Source organism: Pseudoflavonifractor sp. An184, from assembly GCF_002160305.1.
In the GTDB taxonomy this organism is placed as follows: domain Bacteria; phylum Bacillota; class Clostridia; order Oscillospirales; family Oscillospiraceae; genus Lawsonibacter; species Lawsonibacter pullicola.
Genome location: NZ_NFKI01000019.1, coordinates 23803 through 49939 on the forward strand (window position 1 = coordinate 23803; position 26137 = coordinate 49939).

Annotated in this window: 30 protein-coding genes; 22 read left to right on the forward strand and 8 right to left on the reverse strand. The window is 64.4% G+C overall.

The window, feature by feature from the left end; translation table 11 throughout:
• Positions 1-296 precede the first annotated feature (296 nt).
• Together B5F19_RS08155 and B5F19_RS08160 are read left to right on the forward strand one after the other, a co-directional pair.
• Positions 297-569, forward strand: coding sequence for a helix-turn-helix transcriptional regulator (locus B5F19_RS08155; protein ID WP_140394189.1), 273 nt, complete (start codon positions 297-299; stop codon positions 567-569).
• Positions 547-918 (forward strand): sporulation initiation factor Spo0A C-terminal domain-containing protein, encoded by a 372-nt coding sequence (locus B5F19_RS08160; protein ID WP_087289607.1) that lies wholly within the window; start codon positions 547-549, stop codon positions 916-918. Before B5F19_RS08155 ends, B5F19_RS08160 begins: the two co-directional genes overlap by 23 nt.
• Before the next feature lie 31 nt (positions 919-949).
• On the opposite strand, the gene rpiB is transcribed toward B5F19_RS08160, so the two are convergent.
• The 7 genes from rpiB to B5F19_RS08195 all read right to left on the reverse strand — a co-directional run bounded on the left by rpiB (position 950) and on the right by B5F19_RS08195 (position 11763).
• Positions 950-1387: a ribose 5-phosphate isomerase B gene (gene rpiB / locus B5F19_RS08165; protein WP_087289608.1), complete on the reverse strand. Its 438-nt coding sequence runs from the start codon at positions 1385-1387 to the stop codon at positions 950-952.
• Between the two features lie 368 nt (positions 1388-1755).
• Positions 1756-4191, reverse strand: coding sequence for a glycogen/starch/alpha-glucan phosphorylase (locus tag B5F19_RS08170; protein ID WP_087289609.1), 2436 nt, complete (start codon positions 4189-4191; stop codon positions 1756-1758).
• A gap of 215 nt (positions 4192-4406) precedes the next feature.
• The gene (gene glgA, locus B5F19_RS08175; protein ID WP_087289610.1) at positions 4407-5843 is read right to left on the reverse strand and encodes a glycogen synthase GlgA; all 1437 of its coding nucleotides are present in this window, start codon (positions 5841-5843) and stop codon (positions 4407-4409) included.
• 94 nt (positions 5844-5937) lie between these two features.
• Positions 5938-7050 carry a glucose-1-phosphate adenylyltransferase subunit GlgD gene (gene glgD, locus B5F19_RS08180; RefSeq protein ID WP_087289611.1) on the reverse strand — a complete coding sequence of 371 codons (1113 nt, stop codon included), beginning with the start codon at positions 7048-7050 and terminating at the stop codon, positions 5938-5940.
• Entirely contained in the window at positions 7047-8255 is a 1209-nt protein-coding gene (locus B5F19_RS08185; protein WP_087289612.1) for a glucose-1-phosphate adenylyltransferase, read from the reverse strand. The genes glgD and B5F19_RS08185 overlap by 4 nt, the downstream gene beginning before the upstream one ends.
• A gap of 57 nt (positions 8256-8312) precedes the next feature.
• On the reverse strand, positions 8313-10385 hold the full coding sequence (gene glgB, locus B5F19_RS08190; RefSeq protein WP_242972741.1) for a 1,4-alpha-glucan branching protein GlgB: 2073 nt from the start codon (positions 10383-10385) through the stop codon (positions 8313-8315).
• A gap of 223 nt (positions 10386-10608) precedes the next feature.
• Positions 10609-11763: a D-alanyl-D-alanine carboxypeptidase family protein gene (locus B5F19_RS08195; RefSeq protein ID WP_087289613.1), complete on the reverse strand. Its 1155-nt coding sequence runs from the start codon at positions 11761-11763 to the stop codon at positions 10609-10611.
• Between the two features lie 236 nt (positions 11764-11999).
• Here B5F19_RS08195 and B5F19_RS08200 point away from each other — a divergent pair, with 236 nt between their 5' ends.
• Genes B5F19_RS08200 through B5F19_RS08295 form a run of 20 tightly spaced genes read left to right on the forward strand, consistent with a single transcriptional unit; the run spans position 12000 to position 25107 of the window.
• Positions 12000-12299, forward strand: coding sequence for an XRE family transcriptional regulator (locus B5F19_RS08200; protein WP_242972742.1), 300 nt, complete (start codon positions 12000-12002; stop codon positions 12297-12299).
• Positions 12296-13552, forward strand: a complete 1257-nt coding sequence (locus tag B5F19_RS08205; protein WP_087289615.1) for a PBSX family phage terminase large subunit — start codon at positions 12296-12298, stop codon at positions 13550-13552. Before B5F19_RS08200 ends, B5F19_RS08205 begins: the two co-directional genes overlap by 4 nt.
• Before the next feature lie 30 nt (positions 13553-13582).
• A complete protein-coding gene (locus B5F19_RS08210) occupies positions 13583-14725 on the forward strand; it encodes a serine/threonine protein phosphatase (protein WP_087289616.1) in 1143 nt (380 codons plus the stop codon).
• Positions 14722-15657 (forward strand): hypothetical protein, encoded by a 936-nt coding sequence (locus B5F19_RS08215; RefSeq protein WP_087289617.1) that lies wholly within the window; start codon positions 14722-14724, stop codon positions 15655-15657. Before B5F19_RS08210 ends, B5F19_RS08215 begins: the two co-directional genes overlap by 4 nt.
• Before the next feature lie 55 nt (positions 15658-15712).
• A complete protein-coding gene (locus B5F19_RS08220; RefSeq protein ID WP_087289618.1) occupies positions 15713-16057 on the forward strand; it encodes a hypothetical protein in 345 nt (114 codons plus the stop codon).
• A gap of 19 nt (positions 16058-16076) precedes the next feature.
• Positions 16077-17108 carry a hypothetical protein gene (locus tag B5F19_RS08225; RefSeq protein ID WP_087289619.1) on the forward strand — a complete coding sequence of 344 codons (1032 nt, stop codon included), beginning with the start codon at positions 16077-16079 and terminating at the stop codon, positions 17106-17108.
• Between the two features lie 2 nt (positions 17109-17110).
• Positions 17111-17461 carry a hypothetical protein gene (locus tag B5F19_RS08230; RefSeq protein ID WP_087289620.1) on the forward strand — a complete coding sequence of 117 codons (351 nt, stop codon included), beginning with the start codon at positions 17111-17113 and terminating at the stop codon, positions 17459-17461.
• The gene (locus B5F19_RS08235; protein WP_087289621.1) at positions 17458-17793 is read left to right on the forward strand and encodes a hypothetical protein; all 336 of its coding nucleotides are present in this window, start codon (positions 17458-17460) and stop codon (positions 17791-17793) included. The genes B5F19_RS08230 and B5F19_RS08235 overlap by 4 nt, the downstream gene beginning before the upstream one ends.
• Positions 17790-18293, forward strand: coding sequence for a hypothetical protein (locus tag B5F19_RS08240; RefSeq protein WP_087289622.1), 504 nt, complete (start codon positions 17790-17792; stop codon positions 18291-18293). The genes B5F19_RS08235 and B5F19_RS08240 overlap by 4 nt, the downstream gene beginning before the upstream one ends.
• Positions 18290-19348, forward strand: a complete 1059-nt coding sequence (locus tag B5F19_RS08245) for a phage tail sheath subtilisin-like domain-containing protein (RefSeq protein ID WP_087289623.1) — start codon at positions 18290-18292, stop codon at positions 19346-19348. The genes B5F19_RS08240 and B5F19_RS08245 overlap by 4 nt, the downstream gene beginning before the upstream one ends.
• A gap of 60 nt (positions 19349-19408) precedes the next feature.
• Positions 19409-19798: a hypothetical protein gene (locus B5F19_RS08250; protein ID WP_087289624.1), complete on the forward strand. Its 390-nt coding sequence runs from the start codon at positions 19409-19411 to the stop codon at positions 19796-19798.
• Positions 19799-19802: 4 nt separating this feature from the next.
• On the forward strand, positions 19803-20144 hold the full coding sequence (locus tag B5F19_RS08255) for a hypothetical protein (protein WP_087289625.1): 342 nt from the start codon (positions 19803-19805) through the stop codon (positions 20142-20144).
• Positions 20145-20176: 32 nt separating this feature from the next.
• A complete protein-coding gene (locus tag B5F19_RS08260; RefSeq protein WP_242972743.1) occupies positions 20177-20434 on the forward strand; it encodes a molybdopterin oxidoreductase in 258 nt (85 codons plus the stop codon).
• The gene (locus B5F19_RS08265; RefSeq protein ID WP_087289626.1) at positions 20431-21099 is read left to right on the forward strand and encodes a hypothetical protein; all 669 of its coding nucleotides are present in this window, start codon (positions 20431-20433) and stop codon (positions 21097-21099) included. The genes B5F19_RS08260 and B5F19_RS08265 overlap by 4 nt, the downstream gene beginning before the upstream one ends.
• 15 nt (positions 21100-21114) lie before the next feature.
• Positions 21115-21702 carry a LysM peptidoglycan-binding domain-containing protein gene (locus tag B5F19_RS08270; protein WP_242972744.1) on the forward strand — a complete coding sequence of 196 codons (588 nt, stop codon included), beginning with the start codon at positions 21115-21117 and terminating at the stop codon, positions 21700-21702.
• The gene (locus B5F19_RS08275; RefSeq protein ID WP_087289628.1) at positions 21699-22649 is read left to right on the forward strand and encodes a hypothetical protein; all 951 of its coding nucleotides are present in this window, start codon (positions 21699-21701) and stop codon (positions 22647-22649) included. The genes B5F19_RS08270 and B5F19_RS08275 overlap by 4 nt, the downstream gene beginning before the upstream one ends.
• A 10-nt stretch (positions 22650-22659) precedes the next feature.
• Positions 22660-23094 carry a hypothetical protein gene (locus B5F19_RS08280; protein ID WP_087289629.1) on the forward strand — a complete coding sequence of 145 codons (435 nt, stop codon included), beginning with the start codon at positions 22660-22662 and terminating at the stop codon, positions 23092-23094.
• Positions 23095-23106: 12 nt separating this feature from the next.
• On the forward strand, positions 23107-23460 hold the full coding sequence (locus B5F19_RS08285) for a hypothetical protein (RefSeq protein WP_087289630.1): 354 nt from the start codon (positions 23107-23109) through the stop codon (positions 23458-23460).
• A 13-nt stretch (positions 23461-23473) separates the two neighbouring features.
• A complete protein-coding gene (locus B5F19_RS08290) occupies positions 23474-24529 on the forward strand; it encodes a baseplate J/gp47 family protein (RefSeq protein WP_087289645.1) in 1056 nt (351 codons plus the stop codon).
• Positions 24526-25107: a DUF2313 domain-containing protein gene (locus tag B5F19_RS08295; protein ID WP_087289631.1), complete on the forward strand. Its 582-nt coding sequence runs from the start codon at positions 24526-24528 to the stop codon at positions 25105-25107. The genes B5F19_RS08290 and B5F19_RS08295 overlap by 4 nt, the downstream gene beginning before the upstream one ends.
• A gap of 48 nt (positions 25108-25155) precedes the next feature.
• Here B5F19_RS08295 and B5F19_RS08300 read toward each other — a convergent pair whose 3' ends face one another.
• A complete protein-coding gene (locus B5F19_RS08300; RefSeq protein WP_087289632.1) occupies positions 25156-26094 on the reverse strand; it encodes a D-2-hydroxyacid dehydrogenase in 939 nt (312 codons plus the stop codon).
• Between the last annotated feature and the right edge of the window lie 43 nt (positions 26095-26137).

Consider the following 26137-nt stretch of genomic DNA (forward strand, 5'->3'; position numbering starts at 1 on the left):
AATAAGACTACATCAGGGGGGACTCCATTTGTATTGCCCTGAAAAAGCGGAGTACAGGCTTGCAGAAAGCGCGGGCCCTCCGGAAGGCCCCGCCAAAGGGGGGAGGGGTGGAATGACCTCAGAATGCGGCCGAAATTTCTATTATGTCTGAATTTGACGCATTTTCTCCAGATTTTGTTCAGAAGCAGGGGAAAATATAAAAAATATTTCAAAAACCGGAAGCACACACCCTGGAATTTTTCTCCATTTACGGATAAGATTTTTGTCGAATTTTGTTTTGTAAAGGAGGAAAACATATGACAAGCGCAAGCCGCAATGCTATGAGGAAGTATGTATCAAAAGAGCTGGGCACCCTGCGAAGGGAATTGAACTGTACCATGGAGGAGATGGCCTCCTGTCTGAATATCTCCCCGCGGAGCTACTACGCGCTGGAAAAAGGGGTGAGCCAGTGCAGCGCGCCGGTGCTGATCCGGCTGGTGAATCTGATCCCAGACCCGGAACACAGGCTCCGATTCATGAGCCTGCTGCAAACGCAGATGGATCGATATGAAAACGCCGCACAGCTGTGAGGAGGGGAGACAGACGCCCGATTACCGCCGGGTCTGCCACCTGCTGCGGCGGATGGGAGTGACGCCCAACTATACCGGTTTCCATCAGGCGGCCCGGGCGGCCTGTGAGGCGGCGCGGCGGCCGGAACTGATGTTGTCCCTGTCCAAGTGGCTCTATCCGCTGGTGGCCCGGGAAATGAACACCACAGGGGCCGCAGTGGAACGAAATATCCGCACGGTAATCCTTCGGGCCTGGAGACAAAATCCGGAGCTGCTGCGGCAGTGTGCTAGATTTCCGCTCAAAAAAAGACCTACCTGCGGGGAGTTCCTGGACATGCTGGCCGCCTGTCTGGAGGGGCCGCAGGCATAAAAAAGCCGGACCCGCAGGTCCAGCTTTTGCACTATTCCTTCTCAATATCCATCATCAGGCCCACCCGGCGGGCGTGGCGGCCGCCCTCAAACTGAGTGTTCAGAAATACGTCTACAATGCGCTCGGCCATGTTGGGACCGATGATCCCGGCACCCATGGCCAGCATGTTGGCGTCGTTATGGCGGCGGGTCATCTCGGCGGAGTAGGGATCGCCGCACAGGGCGCACCGGACCCCCTTCACCTTGTTGGCAGAGATAGAGATGCCGATGCCGGTGGTGCAGATGACAATGCCCTTCTCGCACCGGCCGTCCGCCACGGCCTGGGCCGCTGCCTTGCCGAAAACGGGGTAGTCGCAGCTCTCCTCGCTGTCACAGCCGCAGTCCAGAACGCTGAGGCCCTTGGCGGTAAGATAGGCCTTGATGTGCTCTTTCAAACGGTAACCGCCGTGATCCGACGCAATGGAAATCATATGCTATTCCTCCTCCACAAAACAAAACGGGGATCGTGTTCCACTTCATTTTATTTCATTTTTCCCCATTTTGCAAGGGGTTCCGAGAAAATGTCCGCCGCCTCCGGCGGCGGAGCATATCTGTAAACGGCTATTTTGCAAGGGGACGAGACCAGCCGCCTCCGGCGGCGGAGCATATCTGTAAACGGCTATTTTGCAAGGGGATGAGACCAGCCGCCTCCGGCGGCGGAACACGCCTGTAAACGGCTTTTTGCAGGGGGACGGGGACCAGCCGCTTCTGGCGGCGGAACATACCTGCAAGTGAAGCCGCCCCCCTGAAAACGCAGGGAAAAGAAGGCCCGCCGCACGGTGCGCGGCGGGCCTTTGTGTTACAGACGGGTGGGCACGTGCCAAATATCGCTGGCGTAGTCCCGGATGGACCGGTCGGCGGCAAAGATGCCGGAACGGGCGATGTTGATGAGGGACATCTGATTCCAGAGCTTGCGGTCGGCGTAGGTCTCGATGGCCCGGCGGTGGGCCTGGCAGTAGCTGTCAAAGTCGGCCAGGAGCAGGTACTCGTCGGCCGGGCTGCCGCCCGCGCCGATCAGAAGCCGGTCGGCAATGTCGTTGTAGTCTACACCGTCGCCAAAGCCGGCGCGGATCTGATCCAGCACCCGCTTGATGGCCGGGTTGCTGTTGTAGTAGTTGGCGGGGATATAGCCCTGGTTCTTCAGCTGGACCACCTGGTCGGCGGTAAGGCCGAAGAGGAAGATATTCTCGTCGCCCAGCTGCTGGTGCATCTCCACGTTGGCGCCGTCCAGGGTGCCGATGGTCAGTGCGCCGTTCATCATGAACTTCATGTTGCCGGTGCCGCTGGCCTCCTTGCCGGCGGTGGAGATCTGCTCGCTGATCTCAGAGGCGGGCATGAGCTTCTCCGCCAGGGAGACCCGGTAGTTCTCCAAAAAGACCACCTGGAGCTTATCCTTGCAGATGGGGTCGGCGTTGATTTGGGCGGACAGGGAGTTGATGAGCTGGATGATCTTCTTGGCCACGTGGTAGCCGGGGGCCGCCTTGGCGCCGAAGAGGAAGGTCTGGGGGGTGAACTCCATGTTGGGGTTATCCCGCAGCTGGTTGTACAGGTGGATGATGTGCAGCACGTTCAGCAGCTGCCGCTTGTACTCGTGGAGGCGCTTCACCTGCACGTCAAAGACCGCGTCGGTGTTCAGCACCACACCGGACTCCCGGGCCACATAGGCGGCAAAGCGGCGCTTGTTCTCCTTCTTGATGGCCTCCAGCTGGGAGAGGACGCTCTGGTCGTCCTTGTACTTCTCCAGGCCGCGGATGGCCTCCGGGTGGAGCAGGTAGTCGTCCCCGCCGGTGCACTCCTTCACCAGAGCGTCCAGCTTGGGGTTGATCTGGGACAGCCAGCGGCGGTGGTCCACACCGTTGGTCACGTTCTTGAACTGCTCCGGACGCATGGTGTAGGCGTCGTGGAACACGTCCTGCTTCAAAATCTCCGAGTGGAGGGCGGACACGCCGTTCACCGCGTAGCAGGCGCACACGCACAGGTTGGCCATGCGCACCTCGCCGTTCCAGATAATGGCCATCTTGGAGACCTTGCTCTGGTCGCCGTGGAAGTGCTGCTCCAGCGTGCGCTGGTAGCGGGCGGCGATCTCCTTCAAAATCTGCCAGATACGGGGCAGGAGGTTCTCGATGAGCCCCTGGGGCCAGCGCTCCAGAGCCTCGGCCAGGACGGTGTGGTTGGTATAGGCCACCGTGTGGGTGACGATGTTCCAGGCGTCGTTCCAGCTGTACCCCTCCACATCCAGGAGAATCCGCATGAGCTCGGGGATCACCAGGGTGGGGTGGGTGTCGTTGATCTGGATGACATGCTTCTCATGGAAGTTCCGCAGGGTGCCGTACTGGGCCCGGTGCTGGCGCACGATGGACTGGACGGTGGCGGAGACGAAGAAGTACTGCTGCTTGAGACGCAGGGACTTGCCCTCGTAGTGGTTGTCGTCGGGGTAGAGCACCTTGGCGATGACCTCGGCCATGGCCTGCTGCTCCACCGCCTTCAGATACTCGCCCCGGGAGTAGTAGCTCATGTCCACGGGGACAGGGCTCTTGGCGTCCCACAGGCGCAGAGTGTTGGTGTGGCGGGTCTTATAGCCGGCAATCTCCATGTCCCGGGGGATGGCCAGGACAGTGGTGTAGCCCACATGCTCCGGATGGTTGACCCCCCGCTCGTCCCAGTGGTCCACCACCTTGCCGCCGAAGCGGACCTCCTCGGTCTCATCCACTTTGGGGATGAGCCAGGCGTCGCCCAGGCCCAGCCAGTTGTCAGCCTGCTCCACCTGCTTACCGTCCACGATCTTCTGCTTGAAGATACCCAGCTCATAGCAGATGGTGTAGCCGGTGGCGGGGATCTCCAGGGTGGTCATGGAGTCCAGGTAGCAGGCGGCCAGGCGGCCCAGACCGCCGTTGCCCAGACCGGCGTCCGGCTCCTTCTCAAACAGATCGGAAGCGGAGAAACCCAGGTCCTCCAGAGCGTCCTTCAAGGTATCCAGAAGGCCCAGATTGTAGGCGTTCTTTTCCAGAGATCGGCCCATCAGAAATTCCAGGGACAGGTAGTGGACCTGGCGCTGCTGGCCCTCCCACACCTGATTGCCTGTCTCCATCTGGTGGCTGGACATGATGTCACGGAGCACCAGCGCACAGGCCTTGAACATATGGTTGGGGGTGGCGTCATCCACGTCGCGCCCAAAGTTGCGGCGGAGCTTGCCGACGATCATCTCGGTAAGCTGGGCCTTGGTATATTCAGCCATTCGGAATGCCTCCCGTTTCATAAAATCAAATCAAAAGGGATTGGAAAGATTTTTCCCTACCCGGTGATATTGTATCAGATTTTCCAGGGAGCGTCAATGTACAGAAGAGTGCAAAAGCGGGAGGGATTTTCCCGGTTCCATGCTGTTTTGACAAGGACTCCCAGCTGTAAAATAAGGAAGCCCTCCGCCGAAGCGGAGGGCGTTTGAGACCGGCCTCAGCCGGAGATGCGCTGGTAAATATCAATGTATTCCTGGGCGGAGTGGTCCCAGCTGAAGTCGGCGGTCATGCCTTCCTTCTGCAGGCCGCGCCAGGCCTCCTTGTTGTTGTGGTACAGGTCCACAGCCTCCCGGATGACCCAGAGCATATCCCCGGCGTTGATATCCGAGAAGGTGAAGCCGCGGCCGGTGCCCTCGAACTTGTTGTAGGGCAGGACGGTGTCCTTCAGGCCGCCGGTCTCCCGGACCACGGGCACAGTGCCGAAGCGCATGGCGATCATCTGGCTCAGGCCGCAGGGCTCGCTGATGGAGGGCATGAGGAAGATGTCGGCGCCGGCGTAGATCATGTCGGAGAGGGGGGCGGAGTAGGTGATCTGAGCGGAGAAGCGGCCGGGATACTGGCGCTGGGCGTTGCGGAAGGCCTCCTCATACTGCCAGTCGCCGGTACCCAGCACCACCATCTGCACATTCATCTCCATGATCTGGTGGAGCACGTCGGTGACCAGAGAGAAGCCCTTGTGGCCCACCAAGCGGGAGACGCAGGCGATAATGGGGGCGGATTCGTCCTCACGCAGGCCCACCGCCTTCTGGAGGGCCAGCTTGCAGGCGGTCTTGCCCTTGGCGGGGTTCTTGGCGGTGAAGTTGGCCGCCAGGCCGGGCTTCTTGGCCGGGTCATAGAGGGCCATGTCGATGCCGTTGAGGATGCCCTGGAGCTTGCCGCTCTGCTGGTTGATAACCGCGTCCATGCCGTGGGCATAGAAGGGCATGCGCAGCTCCTGAGCGTAGGTGGGCGACACGGTGGTGACATAGGTGGAGGCCATGATGGCGCCCTTCATCAGGTTCACGTCCCCGTGGAAGGCCAGCATCCCCTCGTTGAAGTAGTTGCGGCCCAGGCCGATGACATCCTCCAGCACCTGGTCGCCGTAGCGGCCCTGATACTCGATGTTGTGGATGGTGAACACGCTCTTGGCATTGCCCAGCTGGGGGATGCGGTACTTGTCCTCCAGCAGGTAGACGGGTACCAGAGCGGTCTGCCAGTCGTTGCAGTGGATGACGTCGGGCCACCAGTCCAGCTGTCCCGGCGTCTCGATGACGGCCCGGGAGAAGTAGGCGAACCGCTCGCAGTCGTCGAAGTGGCCGTACATCTGCCAGCGCTTGAAGTAGTACTCGTTGTCCACAAACCAGTAGGTGACCCCGTCCCGCTCCAGCTGGAAGATGCCGCAGTACACCTGCCGCCAGGACAGCGTGACGTTGAAATACTTCAGGAAGGTCATCTGGCTGCGCCACTCCCCGCTGACGCCCTCGTACAGGGGGAGAATGACCTTGACCTCATGGCCGGCCTGGGCCAGAGCTTTGGGCAGGGAGCCGGCCACATCGGCCAGGCCGCCGGTTTTGATGAAGGGCACCGCTTCCGAGGCGGCAAACAGGATTTTCATAGTAAGACCCCTTTCTCCAGACAAATTCACAGACGAGACCGCCGGGGGGACAGGGCAGGAACTGCACCGCCTCCCCGGCGGGAACAAGGTAGGATTACACCACGGAGCCCTTGGCAATGGCCAGAGGATAGGTGAGATGGCCCATCAGCATGCGGTCCTGGTTGACGGTGACGTCCTTGTCGGTGATCACATAGGACAGAGAGGCGCCGCTCTTGACTACGGTGCCCTGCATCAGCACGCAGTTGGACACCTTGGCCCCCTTCTCAATGACCACATGCCGGGAGACGATGGAGTTCTCCACCTCGCCCTCAATGAGGCAGCCGTCGGCCACCAGCGAGTGGATGGACTTGGCGTCGGGGCCGTAGTAGGTGGAGGGGCTGGAGCGGTCCTTGGTGCGGATGGGCCGGGCGGGGTTGAACAGGTCGTCCCGTACGGCGGGGTCCAGCAGGTCCATGGAGCGCTCGAAGTAGCCGCTCACCGACTGGAAGCGGGCCACATAGCCCTGGTGCACATAGGACATGAGCTTCAGGGTCTTGAGCCGGGGCTGGAGCACGCCGCGGCTGAAGTTGATGATGTCATGGGCGGCGCAGTAGTCCACCATGTCCAGCAGCAGCTTCTTGGAGAGGATATAGACCTCCAGGCTCTCCAGCGTCTTGTCCGCGGCCACCGGGTGGACGGACAGGTCGGTGACCCGGCCCTCCTCATCCACCTCCACGTACTCGGAGAAGCGGGGGGCGCCCTTCAGGGTGGGAGTGCACACCATGGTCACATCGGCACCGGTGTCGATGTGCTGCTGGAGCACCTCGGCCACCGGCAGGTTCACCGCCATGTCGCCCCAGGCCAGAATCACATACTCCTGGCGGATGTTTTCCAGATAGTCGGCCACGCCGGCCAGGGCGTCCATGTTGCCCCGGTACTCGCCGCCCCGCTCCGCATAGCCGAAGGGGGGCAGGATGCGCAGGCCGCCGTGGCGGCGGGACAGCTCCCAATCCTTACCGGAGCCCACGTGGTCCAGCAGGGACTGATAGCTCTGATGTACAATGATGCCCACGTCGGTAATGCCGGCGTTGACATAGTTGGAGAGCATGAAGTCCACCAGGCGGTACCGCCCGCCGAAGGGCAGGGAGCAGGTGTTCCGGGGACGGGTCAGCTCCCCCAGGTTGGCGTCGGACCGGTACGCAAAAATGATGCCGTGCAGGTCGTTCATGCCTGCTCACCTCCTTTCACATCTTCCCGGATCATGGCGCTTGGCTTCACAACCGCCTTATCTCCGATGGTAACGCCGCCGCCTACCACGGCGATGCCCCAGTCCGGGTCCTCGCTGGGGGGCGCGCCGATGGTGGCCTCCTCCCCGATGACGGCGTTCTCCGCCACAATGGCGTAGGCCACAACGGCCCCCTTCTTCACCACCGCGCCGGGCATGAGGATGGAGTACTGGACGTCAGCGCCCTCCTCCACCGTGACCGAGTGGAAGAGCACCGAGTTCTCCACCGAGCCGTCCACCTGGCAGCCGCCGGTGACCAGAGAGTGGGAGATCTGGGCGTTGGGGCCGGTGACATGGGGGGGCTTGATGGGGCTGCGGGCGTAGATGGGCCAACTGGAGTCATACAGGTCGATGCCGCTGTGGGGGGCCAGCATGTCCATGTTGGCGTCCCACAGGGAGTTGATGGTGCCCACATCCTTCCAGTAGCCGGAGAAGCGGTAAGTCATCAGCTTCTCGCCGGCGGCGAGCATGTTGGGGATGATGTTCTTGCCGAAGTCGTTGGAGGAGTTGGGGTCGGCCTCGTCGTCGATGAGGTACTGACGCAGCTTGGACCAGGTGAAGACATAGATGCCCATGGAGGCCAGGGTGCTCTTGGGATGCTGAGGCTTCTCCTCAAACTCGTAGACCTGGCCGTCCTCGTTGGCGTTCATAATGCCGAAGCGCTTGGCCTCCTCCAAAGTCACCTCCAGCACGGAGATGGTGCAGGCGGCCTCGGTCTTCTTGTGCTGGGCCACCATGTCGGAGTAGTCCATCTTATAGATGTGGTCGCCGGAGAGGATGACCACATAGTCCGGGTCGTACAGGTCCAGGAAGCCGATGTTCTGATAGATGGCGTTGGCGGTGCCCTTGTACCAGGTGCCCTGATCTCCCTCCCGCATGTAGGGGGGCAGGATGTGCACGCCGCCGTCGGACCGGTCCAGATCCCAGGGCTGGCCGGAGCCGATGTAGCTGTTCAGCTCCAGGGGGCGGTACTGGGTGAGCACGCCCACGGTGTCGATGCCGGAGTTGACGCAGTTGGACAGGGGAAAGTCAATGATGCGGTACTTCCCGCCGAATGGGACGGCGGGCTTGGCCACCTGGCTGGTGAGGGCGTAGAGCCGGCTGCCCTGTCCGCCCGCCAACAGCATGGCCACAACTTCTTTTTTCATATGTCGTTCACCTCTGATGTAGTGTAAACTCCCCCAGATGGGAGGTGCACGCTGGATTCAGGTTTCCGATTTGGCCTTGGGTCCGGGCCGGGCCGCGGCCTTGGACTTCCGAGCGGCCGTTTTGGCGGCGGCGGATTTTCCGCCCTCCCCCGCCTTTTTGGCCTTGGAGGCGGTCTTTTTTTCGGCGGCCTCCTTGCTGGAGTCCTTCTTTTTCCGCACAGGGCTGCGGCGGGTGCAGCGGTAGATGACCGCCGACATGGGGGGCAGGTCGATGGACAGGGCCTGCTCCTGGTCGTGGCAGGGGGTGTTCACCGTCTTGAGGGGGGCGGTGTCCCCCAGGCCGCTGCCGCCGAACTCCTCGGCGTCGGTATTGAAGATCAGGGACCAGGTGCCCGCGAAGGGGGCGCCCACATAGTAGCCCTTCCGGTGGACGGGGGAGAAGTTGCACACCACGATGAGCGGTTTACCCTCCCGGTCCCAGCGCAGGAAGGCCACGGTATCGGCCTTGTTGTCGTCGGCACACAGCCACTGGAAGCCCTGCCAGGAGTCATCCTGCTCCCACAGGGGGGACTCGGCCAGATAGAGGGCATTGGCCGCCTTGAAGAAGGCGTGGAGCTTCTTGTGGGGCTCGTACTGGAGCAGGTGCCAGTCCAGAGAGTACTCATAGTGCCACTCGTTCCACTGGCCGATCTCCGCCCCCATGAAGGAGAGCTTCTTGCCGGGATGGGTGAGCATATAGGTGTAGAAGGCCCGGACGCCGGCGAACTTCTCCGGGTTGTCCCCGGGCATCTTGCCCAGGAAGGAGCCCTTCATGTGGACCACCTCGTCGTGGGACAGAGGCAGGATATAGTTCTCCGAAAAGGCGTACATGAGGGAGAAGGTGATGTCCCGGTGGTTGAACTGCCGGAAGTAGGGGTCCAGCTTGATGTAGTGGCAGATGTCGTTCATCCAGCCCATGTTCCACTTGAAGTTGAAGCCCAGGCCGCCGTCGTCCACCGGGTAGGTCACCTTGGGCCAGGCGGTGGACTCCTCGGCGATCATCAGCACGTCCGGGTGGGCGGCGAAGATGGTGGTGTTCAGCTTCTGGAAGAACTCGATGGCCTCCAGGTTCTCCTTGCCGCCGTGGATGTTGGGCATCCAGGCCCCGTCCTGCCGGCCGTAGTCCAGATAGAGCATGGAGGACACCGCGTCCACCCGCAGGCCGTCGGCGTGGTACTCCTCCAGCCAAAACATGGCGTTGGAGAACAGGAAGGAGCGCACCTCGTTCCGGCCCAGATCAAAGACCTGGGTGCCCCAGTCGGGGTGCTCCCCCTTCCGGGGATCGGAGTACTCATAGGTGGGGGTGCCGTCGAAGTGGTACAGGCCGAAGGCGTCCCGGGGGAAGTGGGCGGGGACCCAGTCCAGAATCACGCCCACGCCCGCCTGGTGCAGCTGGTCGATCAGGTATTTGAGATCGTCGGGGGTGCCGAACCGGCTGGTGGCGGCAAAGTAGCCGGTGACCTGGTATCCCCAGGAGGCGTCCAGGGGGTGCTCCATCACGGGGAGCAGCTCCACGTGGGTGTAGCCCATCTCCTTCACATAGGGGACCAGATAGTGGGCGGTGTCCCGGTAGGAGAGGAACTCCCCCTCGCCGGTGCGCCGCCAGGAGCCCAGGTGGCACTCATAGATATTCATGGGCCGGCGGTACGGGGGATTTTTGGCCCGGTACTCCAGCCAGTTCTTGTCCCCCCAGGGGTACTCGTCCAACTCGTAGATCTTGGAGGCGTTGCCCGGACGGGTCTCCGCGTGGAAGGCGTAGGGGTCGGCCTTGGCCACCACCTTGCCGTCGGGGCCCTGGATGGCATACTTATAGGTATCATAGCGCTTCAGGCCGGGAATGAATCCCTGCCAGATCCCGCCCTCCACCTTTTCCAGGGGAGCGGCGGTCTCATCCCATCCGTTGAAATCTCCGAAGACGCACACCTGCTTGGCGTTGGGCGCCCACACCCGGAAGGTGCAGCCGCTCTGGCCGTCCACCTCGTCGGCGTGGGCCCCAAAACACCGCCATGCGTGGCAGCTGCGCCCCTCCGAGAAGGCTTCCAACTCTAAAAACAGGTCATATTCGGATAGTTTTCCATGATAATTGACCAATGAGATCACCTCATTCCTATCAGATCAGCCGATTTTGCGTCTAAAATGACAAGTGCACAAAACCGAGATCGCTGATATTTATATAAATTATACAACACACGTTTCACACCGTCAAGTCAAAAGGGTGTGAAATGGAATTTTATAGGGCTGAATATACAGGGCAATGTCCCGCCGCGGGGTATTCCTTTGGAAAACAGCGCGGCGGGACATATTTCATTTTGACTTATCCGGCCATGAGCATCTGTTCCAGAAGGCGGGAGAAAATTTTGGGGACGGTGAGCCGCTCCACCCCCTGGGCGGAGAGAATGGGGACAGTGTCCCGCACCTGGCCGTCCACGGAGACCTCCATCTCCCCCACGGTCTGGCCCTGCTCCACCGGGGCGGCCAGATCCTGGGCCAGGGTGACCCTGGTGGTGATCTGACCCTCCTGACCCTTGCGGACCAGCAGGCGGCACTCCCGCGCCAGCTGGGGCTGGACCTGTCCCTGCTCGCCCAGCAGCACCGGGATTGGGGCCAGGGGGGAGTCCGGGTACACGCTGACCAGAGAGTAGGAGGCGAAGCCGTAGTCCAGCAGGGCCTTGGCGTCCTCAAAGCGGTCGGCGGAGGTGGGAGATTTCATCACCACGGCAATGAGCTCCATGCCGTCCCGCTCCGCCGTGGCCGACATGCAGTAGAGGGCGGAGTCGGTGGAGCCCGTCTTCAGGCCGGTGGCACCCTGGTAGAAGCGGACTAAGCGGTTGGTGTTGGTCAGGCCGAAGGCTCCGTCCCGGATGGAGTCCATCCAGATGGTGGTGTACTCCCGGACGCCGGGGTGGTGGAGCACCAGCTCCCGGGACATGAGGGCGATGTCATGGGCGGAAGTCACATGGCCCTGGGCGGGCAGGCCGGTGCAGTTGAGAAAGGTGGTGTCCCCCATCCCCAGTTCCTTGGCCCGCCGGTTCATCTGCTCCACAAAGGCGGTCTCGCTCCCCGCCAGGTACTCCGCCATGGCCACGGCGGCGTCGTTGCCCGAGACCACGGTGATGCACTTCACCAGCTCGCCCACCGTCATCTGCTCCCCCTCTTTCAGGTAGACCTGGGAGCCGCCCATGCCGGCGGCGTAGGCGGAGACGGTGACCACATCCTCCTTGGCGACGCGGCCGCTGTCCAGGGCCTCGAAGATGAGCAGCAGAGTCATCACCTTGGTGACGCTGGCCGGTTCCAGCTTTTCATGGGACGCCTTTTCGTAAAGGAGGGTCCCGGTCTCCTTTTCCATCAGCACCGCGGAGGCGGCGGAGAGGTCCAGGGCCGGCTGGGCCGCCTCCGCCGTCTCCCCGGCCGCCGCCGCGGGGCCGGTGAGCAGAGCCGCCGTCAGCAGCAGGGCACAAATTCGCTTCATGGAACAAACGCCTCCCGTTTCTTGGTCTTGTGGATTCAGGATGTGGAGGCGGGGAACCTTCTATACCCGGCGGGCGGCCGGTAAATTTTTGCTTTCCGGCATCACACGTCCTTTACCATAATCCAGGATGTGCGAGTTTTTTGTAAAATCCCGCCGGGGCGGAAGAAAAAATTTTCTTATTGGGACGAAAACGTACAACTTTCTTCTCCTGCCCGCCCGGGGTGAGGAGGGATATGGTGAAGAAAGACAAGAGCCCTTTGGACCGGGAGGCCCTGCTGGAGCAGATGGGAAGGTTGGCCTGCGCCAAGGTCAACGACGCGGTCAAGCTGGCCTACCTTCCGGAGGAGGAGCGGGACGCCATCGGGCGGCTGGATCTGTCCGCCCTGACGGAGTTCCGGCGCAGCGGGGCGGGGACGGTGGAGATGAAATTCACCGACCGGATGCGGGCTTTGGAGCGGCTGCTGGAGCTGAGCGGGCCCAGCGGGGAGGAGCAGCTGGAGCGGTTTTTGCAGAGAATGGAGGAGCCGGAGGCGTGAGACCCCTGAAGTTTTCCAAAAAACAGCGGCGGGTGCTCACCTGGTGGCGGCCCTCCTCCCCGGACAGCGGCTATGACGCCATCTTGTGCGAGGGGGCGGTGCGCAGCGGCAAGACGTTATGCACCGGGTTGTCCTTCTTCTGCTGGGCTATGACCTGCTTCTCTCAAAAGAGCTTCGCCCTGTGCGGCAAGTCCGTGCCGGCGGTGCGGCGGAATCTGTGGCAGGAGCTGAGGCCCATTCTTCGGGAGATGGGGTTCCAGATTCGGGAGCGGCTGTCCCAGAACCGGATCGACGTGTCTCTGGGGCGGCGGCGGAATACCTTCTATCTGTTCGGCGGGCTGGACGAGCGGTCCGCCGCCCTGGTCCAGGGGATCACCCTGGCGGGGGCCCTGCTGGACGAGGCGGCGCTGATGCCCCGCTCCTTTGTGGAGCAGGTGTGCGCCCGGTGTTCGGTGGAGGGGAGCCGGCTGTGGTTCTCCTGCAACCCGGAGAGCCCCGCCCACTGGTTCTATCAGGAGTGGGTTCAGAAGGCACAGGAGAAGAATGTGCTGCGGCTGTCCTTTACCATGAGGGACAACCCCGGACTGTCCCGGGAGACCATCCGGCGGTACGAGGCCATGTTTCAGGGGGCCTTCTACCGCCGGTTTATTCTGGGGGAGTGGGCCCAGGCGGAGGGCCTCATCTACGACTTCTTCGGGCCGGAGCTGGTGCGGGAGGCGCCGGAGGGGCTGGGCGGGCCCTGGTACATCTCCTGTGACTACGGGACGGTGAACCCCACCTCCATGGGGCTTTGGGGCAGAAAAGACGGGATCTGGTACCGGGCGGCGGAGTTTTACTACGACTCCCGGAGGGAGCGGCGGCAGAAGACCGACGGGGAGTACGCCCAGGACTTGGCCGCGCTGGCGGGGGGACGGAACATCCAGGGCGTGGTGGTGGACCCCTCCGCCGCCAGCTTTCTGGAGCTGCTCCGGAGGCAGGGGTGGCCGGTGGTCCGGGCCAAAAACGACGTGCTCTCCGGCATCCGCACCACGGCGGAGCTGCTGCGGGCGGGAAAAATCGTCATCTGCTCCCCCTGCCGGGACGCCATCCGGGAATTCGGGCTGTACTGCTGGGATACCTCCGGCACCGGCGGCGACCGGGTGGTCAAATCCAATGACCACGCCATGGACGACATCCGGTACTTCGCCGCCACGGTGGCGGCGAAGAATGGCGGAAGTTTCTTTGCCGGGAGTGTAGAGCGGGCTTCCATTTAACGAAGATCCGGGAGAGGGAGGAAATTTGATGTGAAGTGGTTTGTGAAGAAAAAACCGGCGGCCCGGGCGCCCCAGGTCCAGCTGCGGGACGTGGAGCACCACCCCTTTGGGATGCTGGACCGGTACGTCCCCCTGCGCCGGGGGGAACTGGACCTGTACCGCTCCATCCGGGAGGCGGTGCCCATTGTGGACGCCGCCCTTTTGAAGCTGGTGCGGCTGTGCGGGGGCGTCATTGTCCGGTGCCCGGACCCGGAGGGCCAGAGAGGGCTGGAGCAGTTTTTGGCACAGGTGGACACCGGGCGGGGCCAGAGGGGCATCCAGTCCTTTCTGGACCAGTATCTGGACTCCATGTTCACCTGCGGCCAGGGGGTGGGAGAGATCGTCCTCTCCCCCGGCGGGCAAGACATTGCCGCCCTGCTGTGCGCCGACCCGGGACAGGTGGAGATCAAGGAGGGGGACACGCCCCTGGACTTCCGGCTGTGCACCCGGGACGGGAGCGGACAGCTGGAGGAGCTGCCCTGGCAGGAGCTGCTGCTGTTCACCCCCTTTCAGCCGGGGACGGACAGCCCCTACGGGGTATCTCTGCTGCGGTCCATGCCCTTTTTGAGCGGAATCCTTCTGAAAATTTACCAGGCCGTCGGCCAGAACTGGGAGCGGGTGGGCAACCTGCGCTTCGCCGTGGTATGTAAGCCCGGCGAGGGGGACGGCCTGTCCGCCCAGGAGCGGGGGGAGATGGTGGCCAGCGAGTGGTCCGCCGCCATGCGCTCCACCCGCCAGGGGGCGGTGCGGGACTTTGTGGCGGTGGGCGACGTGGACATCAAGGTCATCGGCGCGGACAACCAGATTTTGGACAGCGAGGCGCCGGTGCGGCAGATTCTGGAGCAGCTCATCGCCCGGACTGGGATTCCGCCCTTTCTGCTGGGGCTGTCCTGGTCCTCCACCGAGCGCATGAGCGTCCAGCAGGCCGATCTGCTCACCAGTGAGATCACCGCCATCCGCCGGGGGGTGGAGCCGGTGGTCCGGAGGGTGTGCCAGCTGTGGCTGCGCCTCCACGGGATCGCCGGGCCGGTGGAGGTGGACTGGGAGGACATCAACTTGCAGGATCTGGTGGAGGAGGCCAAGGCCGGGCTCTATCAGGCCCAGACGGAACAGATCAGGAGGGAGACAACGTGAAGATCATCAAAACATCCCAGGAGCCCCAGGCGGTCCTTCAGCCGGGGCACCTGGAGGACATCAACCGCCTCAGCCGCACGCCCCTGACGGAGGCGGAGGTGTACGCCTTCTCGGTGCGCCTGTGCGACAACGAGGTGGACCGGGACGGGGAGCGGTTTGCCCCCAGAACTCTGGAGCAGCTGGCTCCCCTGTTTGTGGGCAAGAGCGGCATCTTTGACCACAACTGGAGCGCCCAGGGCCAGGCGGCCCGGCTCTACCGCACCGAGGTGGTGGCGGAGCCCGGGCGGCTCACCCAGGCGGGGGACCCCTACTGCTGGCTGAAGGGGTACGCCTATATGGTGCGCACCCCGGACAACCAGAGCCTCATCGCAGAGATCGAGGGGGGCATCAAGAAGGAGGTCAGCGTGGCCTGCTCGGTGGAGAAGGCGGTGTGCTCCATCTGCGGCGCGCCCCGGGGAGAGGGCTGCGGCCACAAGCCCGGGGAGGTGTACGACGGGAAGCTGTGCTGCATCAGTCTGGAGGAGGCCAGCGACGCGTACGAATTCTCCTTCGTGGCGGTGCCCGCCCAGCCCCATGCCGGGGTGGTCAAAGGATTTTCCAGCCGAAGGGAGGCGGCCTCCCTGAAGGAGCTGGTCCAGGGGAATGCCGGATGCGCCCGGGAGCTGGAGACGCTGGAGCACGAGGCGGCGCTGGGCAGGAAGTGGATCTCCTCCCTCCGCGCCGACGTGGTGCGGCTGGGCGGACTGGCCGACCCCAAGCTGGATCTGAAGGTGCTGAAAGCCATCACCGAAAAGCTGGAGGAGGGGGAGCTCCAGGAGCTGAAGCGGGCCTATGAGGCCCGGGCTCAGGAGCGGTACCCCCTGTCGGTGCAGCTGGGGTACGGAAAGGAGCCGGAGCGGCGTCCCGAGGAGGACGGAGCGTTCCTGATCTGACCGGCAAGTCCGGGTTGGATTCTGAATCTTTGAAAAAATAAAGGAGGAACACACAGTGAGTAAGGTTTCGTTTGAGGACATCGGGGCGGTTATCGCCACCTTTGCCGCCCAGGACAGCGTGAAGCCCGGCCAGGTGGTGAAAATCGCCGCCAACGGCCAGGTGGGGGCGTGCAGCGCCAAGGACGCCTTCGCCGGACAGGCCCAGTCAGTTCGGGGCGGCTTTGCCGGAGTGCAGGTGAAGGGGTTTCTGACCGTATCCACCACCGGCACGGTGAATCTGGGGCGGGTCAGTCTGGAGGCCGACGGCACCGGCGGTGTGCAGGCGGCCACCACCGGCGGCGTGACCGCCCTGGTGGTCAGCGTGGATTCTGCCGCCAAGACTGCGGTCATCTGTCTGTAAGAAAAAGGAGGATTTTGCTATGGCAAATCAGTTTGACACCATCCGCCTGGAGAAGGGGATGTACCAGGAGGCGGGCCGCTCCTTTACCCAGGTGCTGGAGGGGCTGGACCCCTCGGAGCAGTACAAGGGCACCCGACTGGAGGGGCTGGACGCCTTCCAGCGGCAGCTCAAGCGCTTTGACATCAAGGTGAAGGGGGCGGGCTCCGACCCGGTGGAGAAGTTCTTCCGCACCGCCGACTCGGCGGTGCTGTTCCCCGAGTACATCGCCCGCTCGGTGCGCCAGGGCATGGAGGAGGCCAACCTGCTCCCCGCCATCACCGCCGCCACCACCCGCTTTGAGGGGATGGACTACCGCTCCATCACCGCCGAGGCCGGGGGCGACGAGAAGGAACTGAAGGCGGTGGACGAGGGTGCGGCCATCCCCGCCACCACCATCAAGGTCCAGGCCAACCTGGTGAAGCTCCACAAGCGGGGACGCATGCTGGTGGCCTCCTATGAGGCGGTGCGGTACCAGAAGCTGGACCTGTTCTCCGTCACCCTGCGGCAGATCGGCGCACATATCGCCCGGATGCTGCTCTCCGACGGTGTGGATGTGCTGATGAACGGGGACGGCAACGACAACGAGGCGGAAGCGGACGAGACGACCGCCGCCTCCACCCTCACCTATGACGATCTGGTGACCTTCTGGGGCAAATTCGATCCCTATGAGATGAACACCCTGCTGGTGAGCCCCGACGTGATGCTGAAGATGCTAAAGCTCTCTGAGTTCAAGGACCCCCTCACCGGCCTCAACTTCCAGGGCACCGGCAAGCTGACCACTCCCCTGGGCGCCACCCTGCTGCGCACCTCGGCGGTGCCCGCCGATACGGTCATCGGCCTGGACCACCGGTACGCCCTGGAGCTGGTCCAGGGCAGCGACGTGATGGTGGAGTACGACAAGCTCATCGACCGGCAGCTGGAGCGGGCGGCCATCACCACCCTGTGCGGCTTTGCCAAGCTGTTCCCCGACGCCTCCCGGGTGCTGAAGGTCAAAGCGGCGGAAGAGGACTGACGATGACGGAGAAGGTTCTGAAGCTGCTGGCCGCCATGGGGGCGGACACCAGCCAGGAGGAGCTGCTCACCCCCCTGTGTCAGGCGGTGCAGGACTCCCTCGCCCGGCGGCTGAGACCGGGGGTGACGGCGGAGGACTGTGAGAGCGCCTTTATCACCGCCGCGGCCTGGATGGTGCTGGCGGGGCTGCGCACCGGGGACGGTGGGGAGGGCGTCACCGCCTTTACCGCCGGGGATGTGACCATCCGCCGGGAGGGCGGCCGGGAGACGGCCTCCCTCCTGGAGCAGGCGGAGCGGCTGATGGCCCCCTATGTGGTGGACGGCGGCTTCTTTGTCCAGGGGGTGAGGGGATGATGGAGCGGGAGTGGTCCGCCCTGCTGGAGCGGTACGGCCAGCGTGTGGTGCTGCACCGGGGAGAGCGGGAGACCGCCGGGAAAGCGTTTTTGCAGCCCATCCGGGAGACCGGACAGGAGCAGCAGGTCCCCAGCCCCCTGGGATTCCGCCGGGAGGACCGGCTTTTATATCTGGGGGTCCCGGACTGTCCCCTGGGGCAGGAGGACTGGGTGGAGTGGAACGGCGGCGCCTATGAGGTGTGGTCTACCCACCCGGTCCACGCGGGGCAGGAGGTTTTATACACCTGGGCGGTGCTCCGGCCCAGGGATCTGGAGGCGGAGGCGGCGCTATGAGCGATGGACTGGACAAGATCCGGGAGCGGATGGCGGACTATTTGAACGCCCAAGGGGTGGCCGCGGTCACCGCCTGGCCGGCAGAGGAGCGCCTGAGGCGGGAGGGGGCGGTGGCGGCGGTCACCCTGAGAGCCTGTCAGGCGGGACCGGCCGGCTTTCAGTCCTACCTGGGAGAGCGGTATAACCAGGAGACGGAGCAGTGGGAGGAGATCTATGGCCGGAAGGTCCGGCTGACCTTCGGCCTGGACCTGTACGCCCTGCCCCAGGCTGGGGAGGCGGCCCTCCAGACGGCGCTGGATATTCTGACCCAGGCCTGCGCTGGAGCGGGGCCGGAGGGGCTTGCCATCCAGGAGTTTTCCAGCGGAGAGACCGCCTATGACGGGGACAGCCGCCTGCTGCGCAAGCCGGCTCAGGCGGTGTGTACCGCATATCTGTACGCCATTACGGAGGCGGACGGCACGTTCCTGGACTTTGAAATCAGAGGGGAGAGGATTCCATGAGCATTACCACACACGAGCGCCCGGGGGTGTACTCCTCCTACGGCGCGTCATCCCTGATCCGCGGAAGCGGCGGGAGAAAGACCGTGGGACTGGTGGCGGTCAACACCAAGGCCACCGCCAAGACGGTCTACACCATCACCAGCTATGAGGAGGCGGTGACCACCTTCGGCAGCGCCGGCGGCCAGGATATGGCGGAGCTGATCCGGGTGATCCTGCTCAACGGGGCGGCGGCGGTGGCGGCGGTCCCCATCGCCGCCAGCACCGACTATGAGGCCGGGTTTGCGGTCCTGGAGGGGCAGGAGAACGTGAGCGTGGTGGTGTGCGACAGCACCACCCAGACCGACCAGCAGGATCTGCGGGACAGCGTGGCCGCCGCCTCCGCCGCCCGGCGGGAGCGGATCGCCGTGGTGGGCGGGGCGGCCAGCGAGACGGTGACCAATCTCATTTCCAGAGCCGCCGCTCTGAACAGCGAGCGGGTGGTTCTGGTGGCCCCCGGCGGAACCGATGAGGACGGGACCGCACTGTCCGGCATCACCGCCGCGGCGGCGGTGGCCGGGGCCATTGCCGCCCAGAGCGACCCGGCCCTGCCCCTGAGCGGGGCGGAGCTGACGGGCCTGCACGGCCTCTCCCAGCAGTATAACGACAACGACATCGACCTGCTGGTGCGGGGCGGGGTCACCCCCCTGGAGAGCGTGGCGGGGGTGGCCTCCGTGGTTCGGGGCGTCACCACCCGTACCACCTCCGGAGAGTCGCCGGACACAACCTGGCGGGAGCTGTCCACCATTTTGATCGTGGACGACGTGATCCCCGCCATCCGGGAGAGCCTGCGGGCGAAGTTCCGCCGGGCCAAGAATACCGAGCAGAGCCGGGGGGCCATCCGCTCCCAGGTGATTCTGGAGCTGGAGAGCAAGCTGAGCCGGGAGATCATCACCGGCTATGAGCATGTGACCGTGTCGGCGGACACGGAGAACCCCACGGTGTGTCTGGTGGAGTTCTCCTTCACTGTGGCCCACGGCCTCAACCAGATCTGGCTGACGGCCAGCATTACCATTTAAATCTGGGCCGCCCGCGAACAGAAGCAGGCGGCCCCATCCAAATAAAGGAGGGAGCAACCCTTGAGCATCGCAGGATTTCCCACCAGCAGCGACATCTATCTGGAGGTAGACGGCACCAAGGTGGCGGTGGTTCAGAGCTACACCGCCAAGGCGGCCAAGACCAGCCGGGCCGTGGAGGCCTTTGGGGAGGAGGAGCCGGTGGCCACCGTCCCCGGTCAGATCAACCATGTACTGGAGCTCACCCGGCTGTACGCCACCGACGAGGCCATCCGGGACGGCATTGACTTTTACAGCCTCAGCGACTTCTCCCTGGTCATCTGTAAGCCGGACCGGAAGGTCATCTACTCCAACTGCCAGTGGAGCGGCATTCAGGAGACGGGCACCCTGGGGGACATGGTGCTGGAAAAGGTGACCATTGTGGCCGGGAAGCGGCTGGAAACGGAGGTGTAAGCCGGTGGGCGCGTCGATTTTAGCGGGCCGGGACCGGATGGACCTGGACAACGGCATGAGCCTGCGGCTGCTGTCCGCCCTGGAGGTGCTCCAGGCCCGGCGGGAGGCGGAAGAGCTGGCCCAGTCCGAGCGGGAGCGGGCCCTGTGCTCCAACGCCTGCCTGCTCTCCCGGGCTCTGGAGACCCAGGAGGGGGAGCCGGTCTTTTCCAGCGGCCGGGAGGTGCTCTCCGGGCTGCGGGTGGAGGAGATCGCCGCCCTGGCGGGCACCTGGAGCCGCTTTAACCGGGAGGAGAACCCCGGCCTCACCATGGAGGCGGAGCAGGTGGAAGACGTAAAAAAAAACTAGCCCAGGACGGGGCGGAGCGGCTGCGGTGGAGGGTGCTGAGAGCCTTCGGAGCCCTGCCCACCGAGGAGCGGTCCAGGGCCATGCGGGACCGGGACTATGTGTGGTGCCTGACCCACATGGCCCTGGATCAGGAGGAGGAGCTCTCCAGGCTGTGCCCCGGCTGCCGTCTCCAGGCGGAGGAGGAGCGGTGCCCGGTGTGCGGCCGCCCGGCGGAACGCTGGGAGGGGGCGCTCAATCCATCCTTCGACCAGGAGCGCTATGAGCGGCTGAGGAGAGGGGAACAGCCATGAGAGACTATCTGGAGGAACTGCTGGACCTTCTGACCCAGGAGGATGAGGAAGCCGCTGAGGGCTGGGGGGCACAGGCGGCCTCTCTCCTTTTGGACAAGCCTCTGGAGGCGGGGGCACCGGCAGATGCGGCTGGGGAAGAATCGGGCTCCGGCGAAAGTAGGAAGCGGCCTTGGATGGAGCGGGGACCGATGGCAAAAAACGCCCTGGAATTTGAAAAAGCAGAAATTGACCTGGAGCTGGACGCCGCCCTGGACCAGAAGACGGCGGTTCCGGATTTCCCGAAGGAGACGGACGGGGTGTTTACTTCCGGCGGGGGGCGGTCTGTTACAAGGGAGAGCGGACCGGCGCAGGCCGGCGCAGTTCTGCTGGAACAGGTCAGGAGCCGGAAACGGCCCGTTCTGCTCCAGCAGGCGCAGGAGCTGGAGCGGCAGGCGGGCCAGGCGCAGGCCCTGGCGCAGGACCGTCAGAGCCGCTCCCTGGCGCCGGCTCTGACCCGCCCTTCACGGGGGCAGGCCTCTTTTTCCTCCCAGACAGGGGAGGGGAGCGGCGGCGGGCAAAATTCCGGTGGAGCGGTCTGGACGGGCGGAGAGGAGCAGGCCCGTCTGATCGACCGGGCCTTTCAGCGGGACAGCCGCCGGTACGACCGGGGATTTTCCCTGTACTAAAAGGAGGAATGCAGGTTGATCTTGACGCCCATGCGGTATAAAAACTACACCTGGCCCCACAACCCCAGGGTGTACTCCATCGACTACGAGCGGAAGATGGCGGTACACAAGGTGCCCTTTGGCTACTACTACCTCCAGGATCTGGGCCGGACCCGGCGGGTCATGGAGGGCGAGGGGGAGTTTGTGGGCGAGGGGGCTTACAGCCAGTTCGGGCAACTGGCCAACGTCTTTTATGAGGAGGGGCCCGGCCTGCTGATCCACCCTGTGTGGCAGGCGGCCAGCGCCTACTTTGTCTCCCTGCGCCTGGAGCAGGAGCCCCTGCCCGACTATGTGCGCTACTCCTTCACCTTCTGGGAGGACGCGGATTACTACAACGGAGCGGTGCGGGTGGAGACGTCCGCCGGAGCGGCGGGGACCGGCTCGGGCGGTACCGGGGGCGCGGCCTCCTCCGGCTCCTCCAGCCGGTACCAGGTGGTCCAAGGGGACACCCTGTGGGGGATCGCCCAGAAGTTCGGCGTGTCCCTGGAGACCCTGGTCGCCCTGAATCCCCAGATCAAAAACCCCAATCTGATCCGGCCGGGAGACGAGGTGAGGGTGGCGTGACCGGCTATGTGTTTACAGCGGGAGGGGTGTCCACCCGGCTGCCCGCCCCGGTGTCCTGGACCTTTCAGTACACCGCCGGGGTGCCCTGCGACAGCTTTCAGCTGCGGTGCATCTGGGAGGGGGAGAACGCGGTGCGGCCGGCGGAGTGGGCCACCTTTCAGGCGCTGGAAGGCAATGAGGTGAAGTTTACCGGGGTGGTGGATGAGTGTGAGACGGTGCGCACCGCTGAGGGCTCCTACTTCGAGGTGAGCGGCCGGGGGATGGCCGCCCGGCTGCTGGACAATGAGGCCCTGAGCCAGGACTATGAGATCGCCACTCTGGCGGACATTCTGCGGGACCATGTGACCCCGTACGGCGTGGCCGTGGGGGCGCAGGACGCCATGGGGGCGGTGTCCCAGTTCTCGGTGGCCGCGGGCAGCAGCGAGTGGTCGGTACTCTATGACTTTGCCCGGTACTACAACGGGATCTACCCCCGGTTTGACCAGCTGGGGCGGCTGATTCTGACCCCCTGGAGCAATGAGGCCCGGGTGGCGCTGGACAGCACGGTGCCGGTCACCCGGCTGGTGTGCCGGGACCGGCGGTACGGGGTGCTCTCCCAGGTGGTGGTGCGGGACCGGTACCAGAACTGGACGGAGACGGTGAATAACCCCTCCTTCCAGGCGCTGGGCGGACAGCGGCGGCAGGTCATTACCATGCCGGGCAAGGGGCAGTACCAGGCCATGCGGTACAGCGGACAGTTCCAGCTGGAGCAGTCGGCGGCGGAACAGCTGCGCCTGGAGGTGGAGGTGCCCAAACTGTTTTTCGCCAAGCCGGGAGACCTGGTCCAGCTGGCTCAGCCGGACTGGGGGCGCAACGGACAGTACCGGGTGGCCCAGGCTCAGGTGGGCCAGGACGAGCGGGGGGCGTGGACCGTTTTGGAGCTGGCGCCCCCGGATATGGTGTTGTGAGGTGACGGATATGTGGACAGCAAATCGAAAACGGGAGGGGCGCACCGAGGAGTGCGCCGCCGACCAGGGGATCGTGACCCTGGGGGGCGACCCGGCCGCCGTCTATCTGGGGGGTGAGCGGCGCTGGGTCTCTCTCTATACCCCCGGCGGCTATCAGTGGCGGCCCAAGGCCGGGGACAAGGTGCTGGTGGTCAAGGCGGGGGACCACCGGGAGCTCCCCTGTCTGGTGGGGAAGCGGCCGGACGCTCTGTCGGAGGAGGATGAGCTCCCACCCGGCTCGGTGCGCATCCACAGCGGCGCTGGAGTGGTGCTGCTGGACGAGGAGGGGGTAACCGTGAAGGGGGGCAAGGTGGCCCTGAAGGGAGACATCCGCATCAACGGCCAGGAGCTGGAGGCATATATTCAGGACATTGTATATCAGGTGCTGTCCTCTATACTGGGATAGGAGGGAGCAATCATGGAACTGAAATTGGAACAGGGAGACTATGTTCCAGATGGAACGGGAGGATTCGAGTCGCTGGAAGGGGCACAGGCTCTGCTGGCCCGAGTGCTGTTCCGCCTCACCGCCAGAAGAGGGAAGTTCCCCTTCCTGCCGGATATGGGCAGCCGGCTGTACCTGCTGGGACGGGAGAAACCCTCGGCGCGGGAGGCCCTGGCCATGCAGTACGTCACTGAGGCCCTGGCTCAGGAGGCGGACCTGGCGGTGCTGGGGACGGAACTCCGGGAGGACGGAACCGGAGCGGCGGTCCTGACGGCAACTCTGGAGTGGCGGGGGACGCCCCTGGCTGTCCAGGTAGACGTGACACTGTAAAGGAGGGATGGACGTGAAAACGGTGGATGAGATTTTTGAGGAGATGCTCGCCTGCTTCGGGGAAAAGACCGGTGTGGAACTGGAGGCGGGCTGTGACCTGGCGGTGCGGCTGTACGCGGCGGCGGCCCAGGTATACGCGCTGTACGTCCAGGCGGACTGGGTGGCCCGGCAGGCCTTCCCCCAGACGGCGGAGGGGGAGTATCTGGACCTCCACGCCCAGCTGCGCAGCCTGGAGCGCAAGGAGGCCACCCGGGCGGTGGGCGCCCTGCGCTTCACCGCCGGGGAGGCCAGCGAGAACGACCGGGCCATCCCCCTGGGAACGGTGTGTATGACCGCCGGGCTGGTGCGCTTTGAGACCACCCAGGCGGCGGTGCTCTCGGCCGGAGCCACTCAGGTGGACGTGCCCGCCCAGGCGGTCCAGCCCGGAAGCGCGGGCAACGTGTCGGCCGACGCCGTCGTCTCCATGGCGGTGGCCCCCGTGGGCATCCAGAGCTGCGGCAACCCCAGTCCATTTCTGGGGGGCAGCGACGGGGAGAGCGACCAGGAGCTGCGGGCGCGGGTGATGGACACCTTCCAGCGCCTGCCCAACGGAGCAAACGCCGCATTCTATGAGCAGGGGGCCCTGTCCTTTGACGAGGTGGCCGCCGCCTCCGTCCTCCCCCGGAACCGGGGCGTGGGGACGGTGGATGTGGTGGTGGCTGCCGGAAGCGGACAGCCCGACGAGGAGCTGCTGGAGGAGTTGGAGGACTACTTCCAGACGCGGCGGGAGATCGCGGTGGACGTGCAGGTGCTGGCCCCGGAGGAGGTGGGCGTCACCCTGTCCGTCCAGGTGAAGGCCAAGGACGGCTGGGACAGCTCAGAGGTCCGCACCGGGGTGAAGAACGCCTTGCAGTCCTGGTTCTCCGGGGAGCGGCTGGCGCAGGACGTACTGCTGGCCCAGCTGGGTAGCCTGATCTACGGCTGTGAAGGTGTGGCCAACTATAAGATCGTCTCCCCTGCCGCCGACGTGGCCATTGGGGCGGACCAGCTGCCGGTGCTCTCTTCAATCAGTGTGGAGGCGATGACATGAGCTATGCCCAGTATTTGAGGCAGCTGCTGGCCCCGCTGGGGGTCTATCAGCTCAATGCTCCCTTTCAGGGGGGAGAGCTGGAGGCCCTGGGAGACGCCTTTGACCAGGTGGAGGGGGCGCTGGAGGAGCTGAACCGGGAGGCATGTCTGGCCACAGCGGAGGACTGGGGGCTGGAGCAGGCAGCCTCCCTCTTTCGCCGCCGCCCCCCCGCCACGACGGTCAAGACCATGCGGGAGGCCCTGGCAGCCCTGCTGCGCATCGGCGGGGACAGCTTTACCCTGGCGGCCATCAACGACACCATCTCCGGGTGCGGCGTGAACGCCCGGGTGGAGGAGACCGAGCAGGCCGGAACCGTGGAGGTCTCCTTTCCCCAGGTGCCGGGCATCCCGCCCAACTTTGAGGAGATTCGGATCATCATCGAGGACATCATCCCCGCCCACCTGATCATCCAGTACCACTACTGGTACCTGACCTGGCAGCAGCTGGAGCAGAAATTCTCCTGCTGGCAGGACATTGAGGACAAGAACCTGACCTGGTACGGACTGGAGACCTATGTGGAGCCGGAGGACGAGACATAAAATGCCGGAGCGGAACTTGATAGGTTCCGCTCCGGCATTTTTTATAGATCACCGGGCCACCAGGTTCCGAAGGGGTTCTCCGGTCTGATAGCGCCTCAAATTGTCCAGGGCCAGGCCGATGCAGTTCTTCCGGGTGACCTCCAGGCGCATGCCTCCCGCCACGTGGGGGGTGATGAGCAGGCGGGGCACCTCCCACAGGGGGCTGTCCGCCGGAAGGGGCTCCGGCTCGGTCACATCCAGCGCGGCCCCCCACAGCTTGCCCCCCCGCATCAGCTCCGCCAGGGCGTCCTGGTCCAGAACACTGCCCCGGCCCGCGCTGAGGAGGACGGCGTCGTCCTTCAACAGACCCAGGCGCCGGCGGTCCATAAACCGGACGGTGGAGGGGGCGTGGGGCAGCACCAGGGCCGCCACATCTGCCTGTGGGAGCAGTTCGTCGGTGCGCTCCATGGGGAATACCTCGTCAAAGCCGGGGACGGGGCCGCCCACCGTCCGCTTCAGCCCGATGGTGCGCGCGGCCCCCAGGGCCTTGCACAGCTGGGCGAAGGCGGAGCCCACATGGCCCGCGCCCGCCACCAGCACTGTGGCCCCGGCCAGGGACTTCATATCGCCCACGTCGATCCAGGCGTGATCGCGCTGCTGGTCCCGGCACTGGGGGATCTTCCGGTACAGGGACAGGAGGCTGGCCAGCATGTGCTCCGCCACCGACTGGCTGTTGGTGCCGGCGGAGGAGGTCATCAGCACTGAGGGCGGCACCGCGTCGGTGTATTGATCCGTCCCCGCCCACATGCAGTGGAACCAGCGGAGCCGGGGGGCCTGGGCGAGCATCTCCGCCCTGGGCCAGCCCATGACAATGGTGGCCTGGGCAAACTGCTCCGGGGTGGCGGTGCGGCGGCCCGCGTACAGGTGGACCGCGTCTGGAGCGGCGGCCTCAAAGGCGGCTTTTTCCTCCTCGCGGACCGGAAGAAGATTCAAAATCACGTCAGGCATCGAAAACGACCTCCTTACGATATAGTTTTATAGAATGTGTATT

Coding starts and splice junctions, on each gene's coding strand:
- B5F19_RS08155 (WP_140394189.1), top strand. CDS start 297: ATGACAAGCGCAAGCCGCAATGCTATGAGGAAGTATGTATCAAAAGAG.
- B5F19_RS08160 (WP_087289607.1), top strand. CDS start 547: ATGAAAACGCCGCACAGCTGTGAGGAGGGGAGACAGACGCCCGATTAC.
- rpiB (WP_087289608.1), bottom strand. CDS start 1,387: ATGATTTCCATTGCGTCGGATCACGGCGGTTACCGTTTGAAAGAGCAC.
- B5F19_RS08170 (WP_087289609.1), bottom strand. CDS start 4,191: ATGGCTGAATATACCAAGGCCCAGCTTACCGAGATGATCGTCGGCAAG.
- glgA (WP_087289610.1), bottom strand. CDS start 5,843: ATGAAAATCCTGTTTGCCGCCTCGGAAGCGGTGCCCTTCATCAAAACC.
- glgD (WP_087289611.1), bottom strand. CDS start 7,050: ATGAACGACCTGCACGGCATCATTTTTGCGTACCGGTCCGACGCCAAC.
- B5F19_RS08185 (WP_087289612.1), bottom strand. CDS start 8,255: ATGAAAAAAGAAGTTGTGGCCATGCTGTTGGCGGGCGGACAGGGCAGC.
- B5F19_RS08195 (WP_087289613.1), bottom strand. CDS start 11,763: ATGAAGCGAATTTGTGCCCTGCTGCTGACGGCGGCTCTGCTCACCGGC.
- B5F19_RS08225 (WP_087289619.1), top strand. CDS start 16,077: ATGGCAAATCAGTTTGACACCATCCGCCTGGAGAAGGGGATGTACCAG.
- B5F19_RS08230 (WP_087289620.1), top strand. CDS start 17,111: ATGACGGAGAAGGTTCTGAAGCTGCTGGCCGCCATGGGGGCGGACACC.
- B5F19_RS08235 (WP_087289621.1), top strand. CDS start 17,458: ATGATGGAGCGGGAGTGGTCCGCCCTGCTGGAGCGGTACGGCCAGCGT.
- B5F19_RS08240 (WP_087289622.1), top strand. CDS start 17,790: ATGAGCGATGGACTGGACAAGATCCGGGAGCGGATGGCGGACTATTTG.
- B5F19_RS08245 (WP_087289623.1), top strand. CDS start 18,290: ATGAGCATTACCACACACGAGCGCCCGGGGGTGTACTCCTCCTACGGC.
- B5F19_RS08265 (WP_087289626.1), top strand. CDS start 20,431: ATGAGAGACTATCTGGAGGAACTGCTGGACCTTCTGACCCAGGAGGAT.
- B5F19_RS08280 (WP_087289629.1), top strand. CDS start 22,660: ATGTGGACAGCAAATCGAAAACGGGAGGGGCGCACCGAGGAGTGCGCC.
- B5F19_RS08285 (WP_087289630.1), top strand. CDS start 23,107: ATGGAACTGAAATTGGAACAGGGAGACTATGTTCCAGATGGAACGGGA.
- B5F19_RS08295 (WP_087289631.1), top strand. CDS start 24,526: ATGAGCTATGCCCAGTATTTGAGGCAGCTGCTGGCCCCGCTGGGGGTC.
- B5F19_RS08300 (WP_087289632.1), bottom strand. CDS start 26,094: ATGCCTGACGTGATTTTGAATCTTCTTCCGGTCCGCGAGGAGGAAAAA.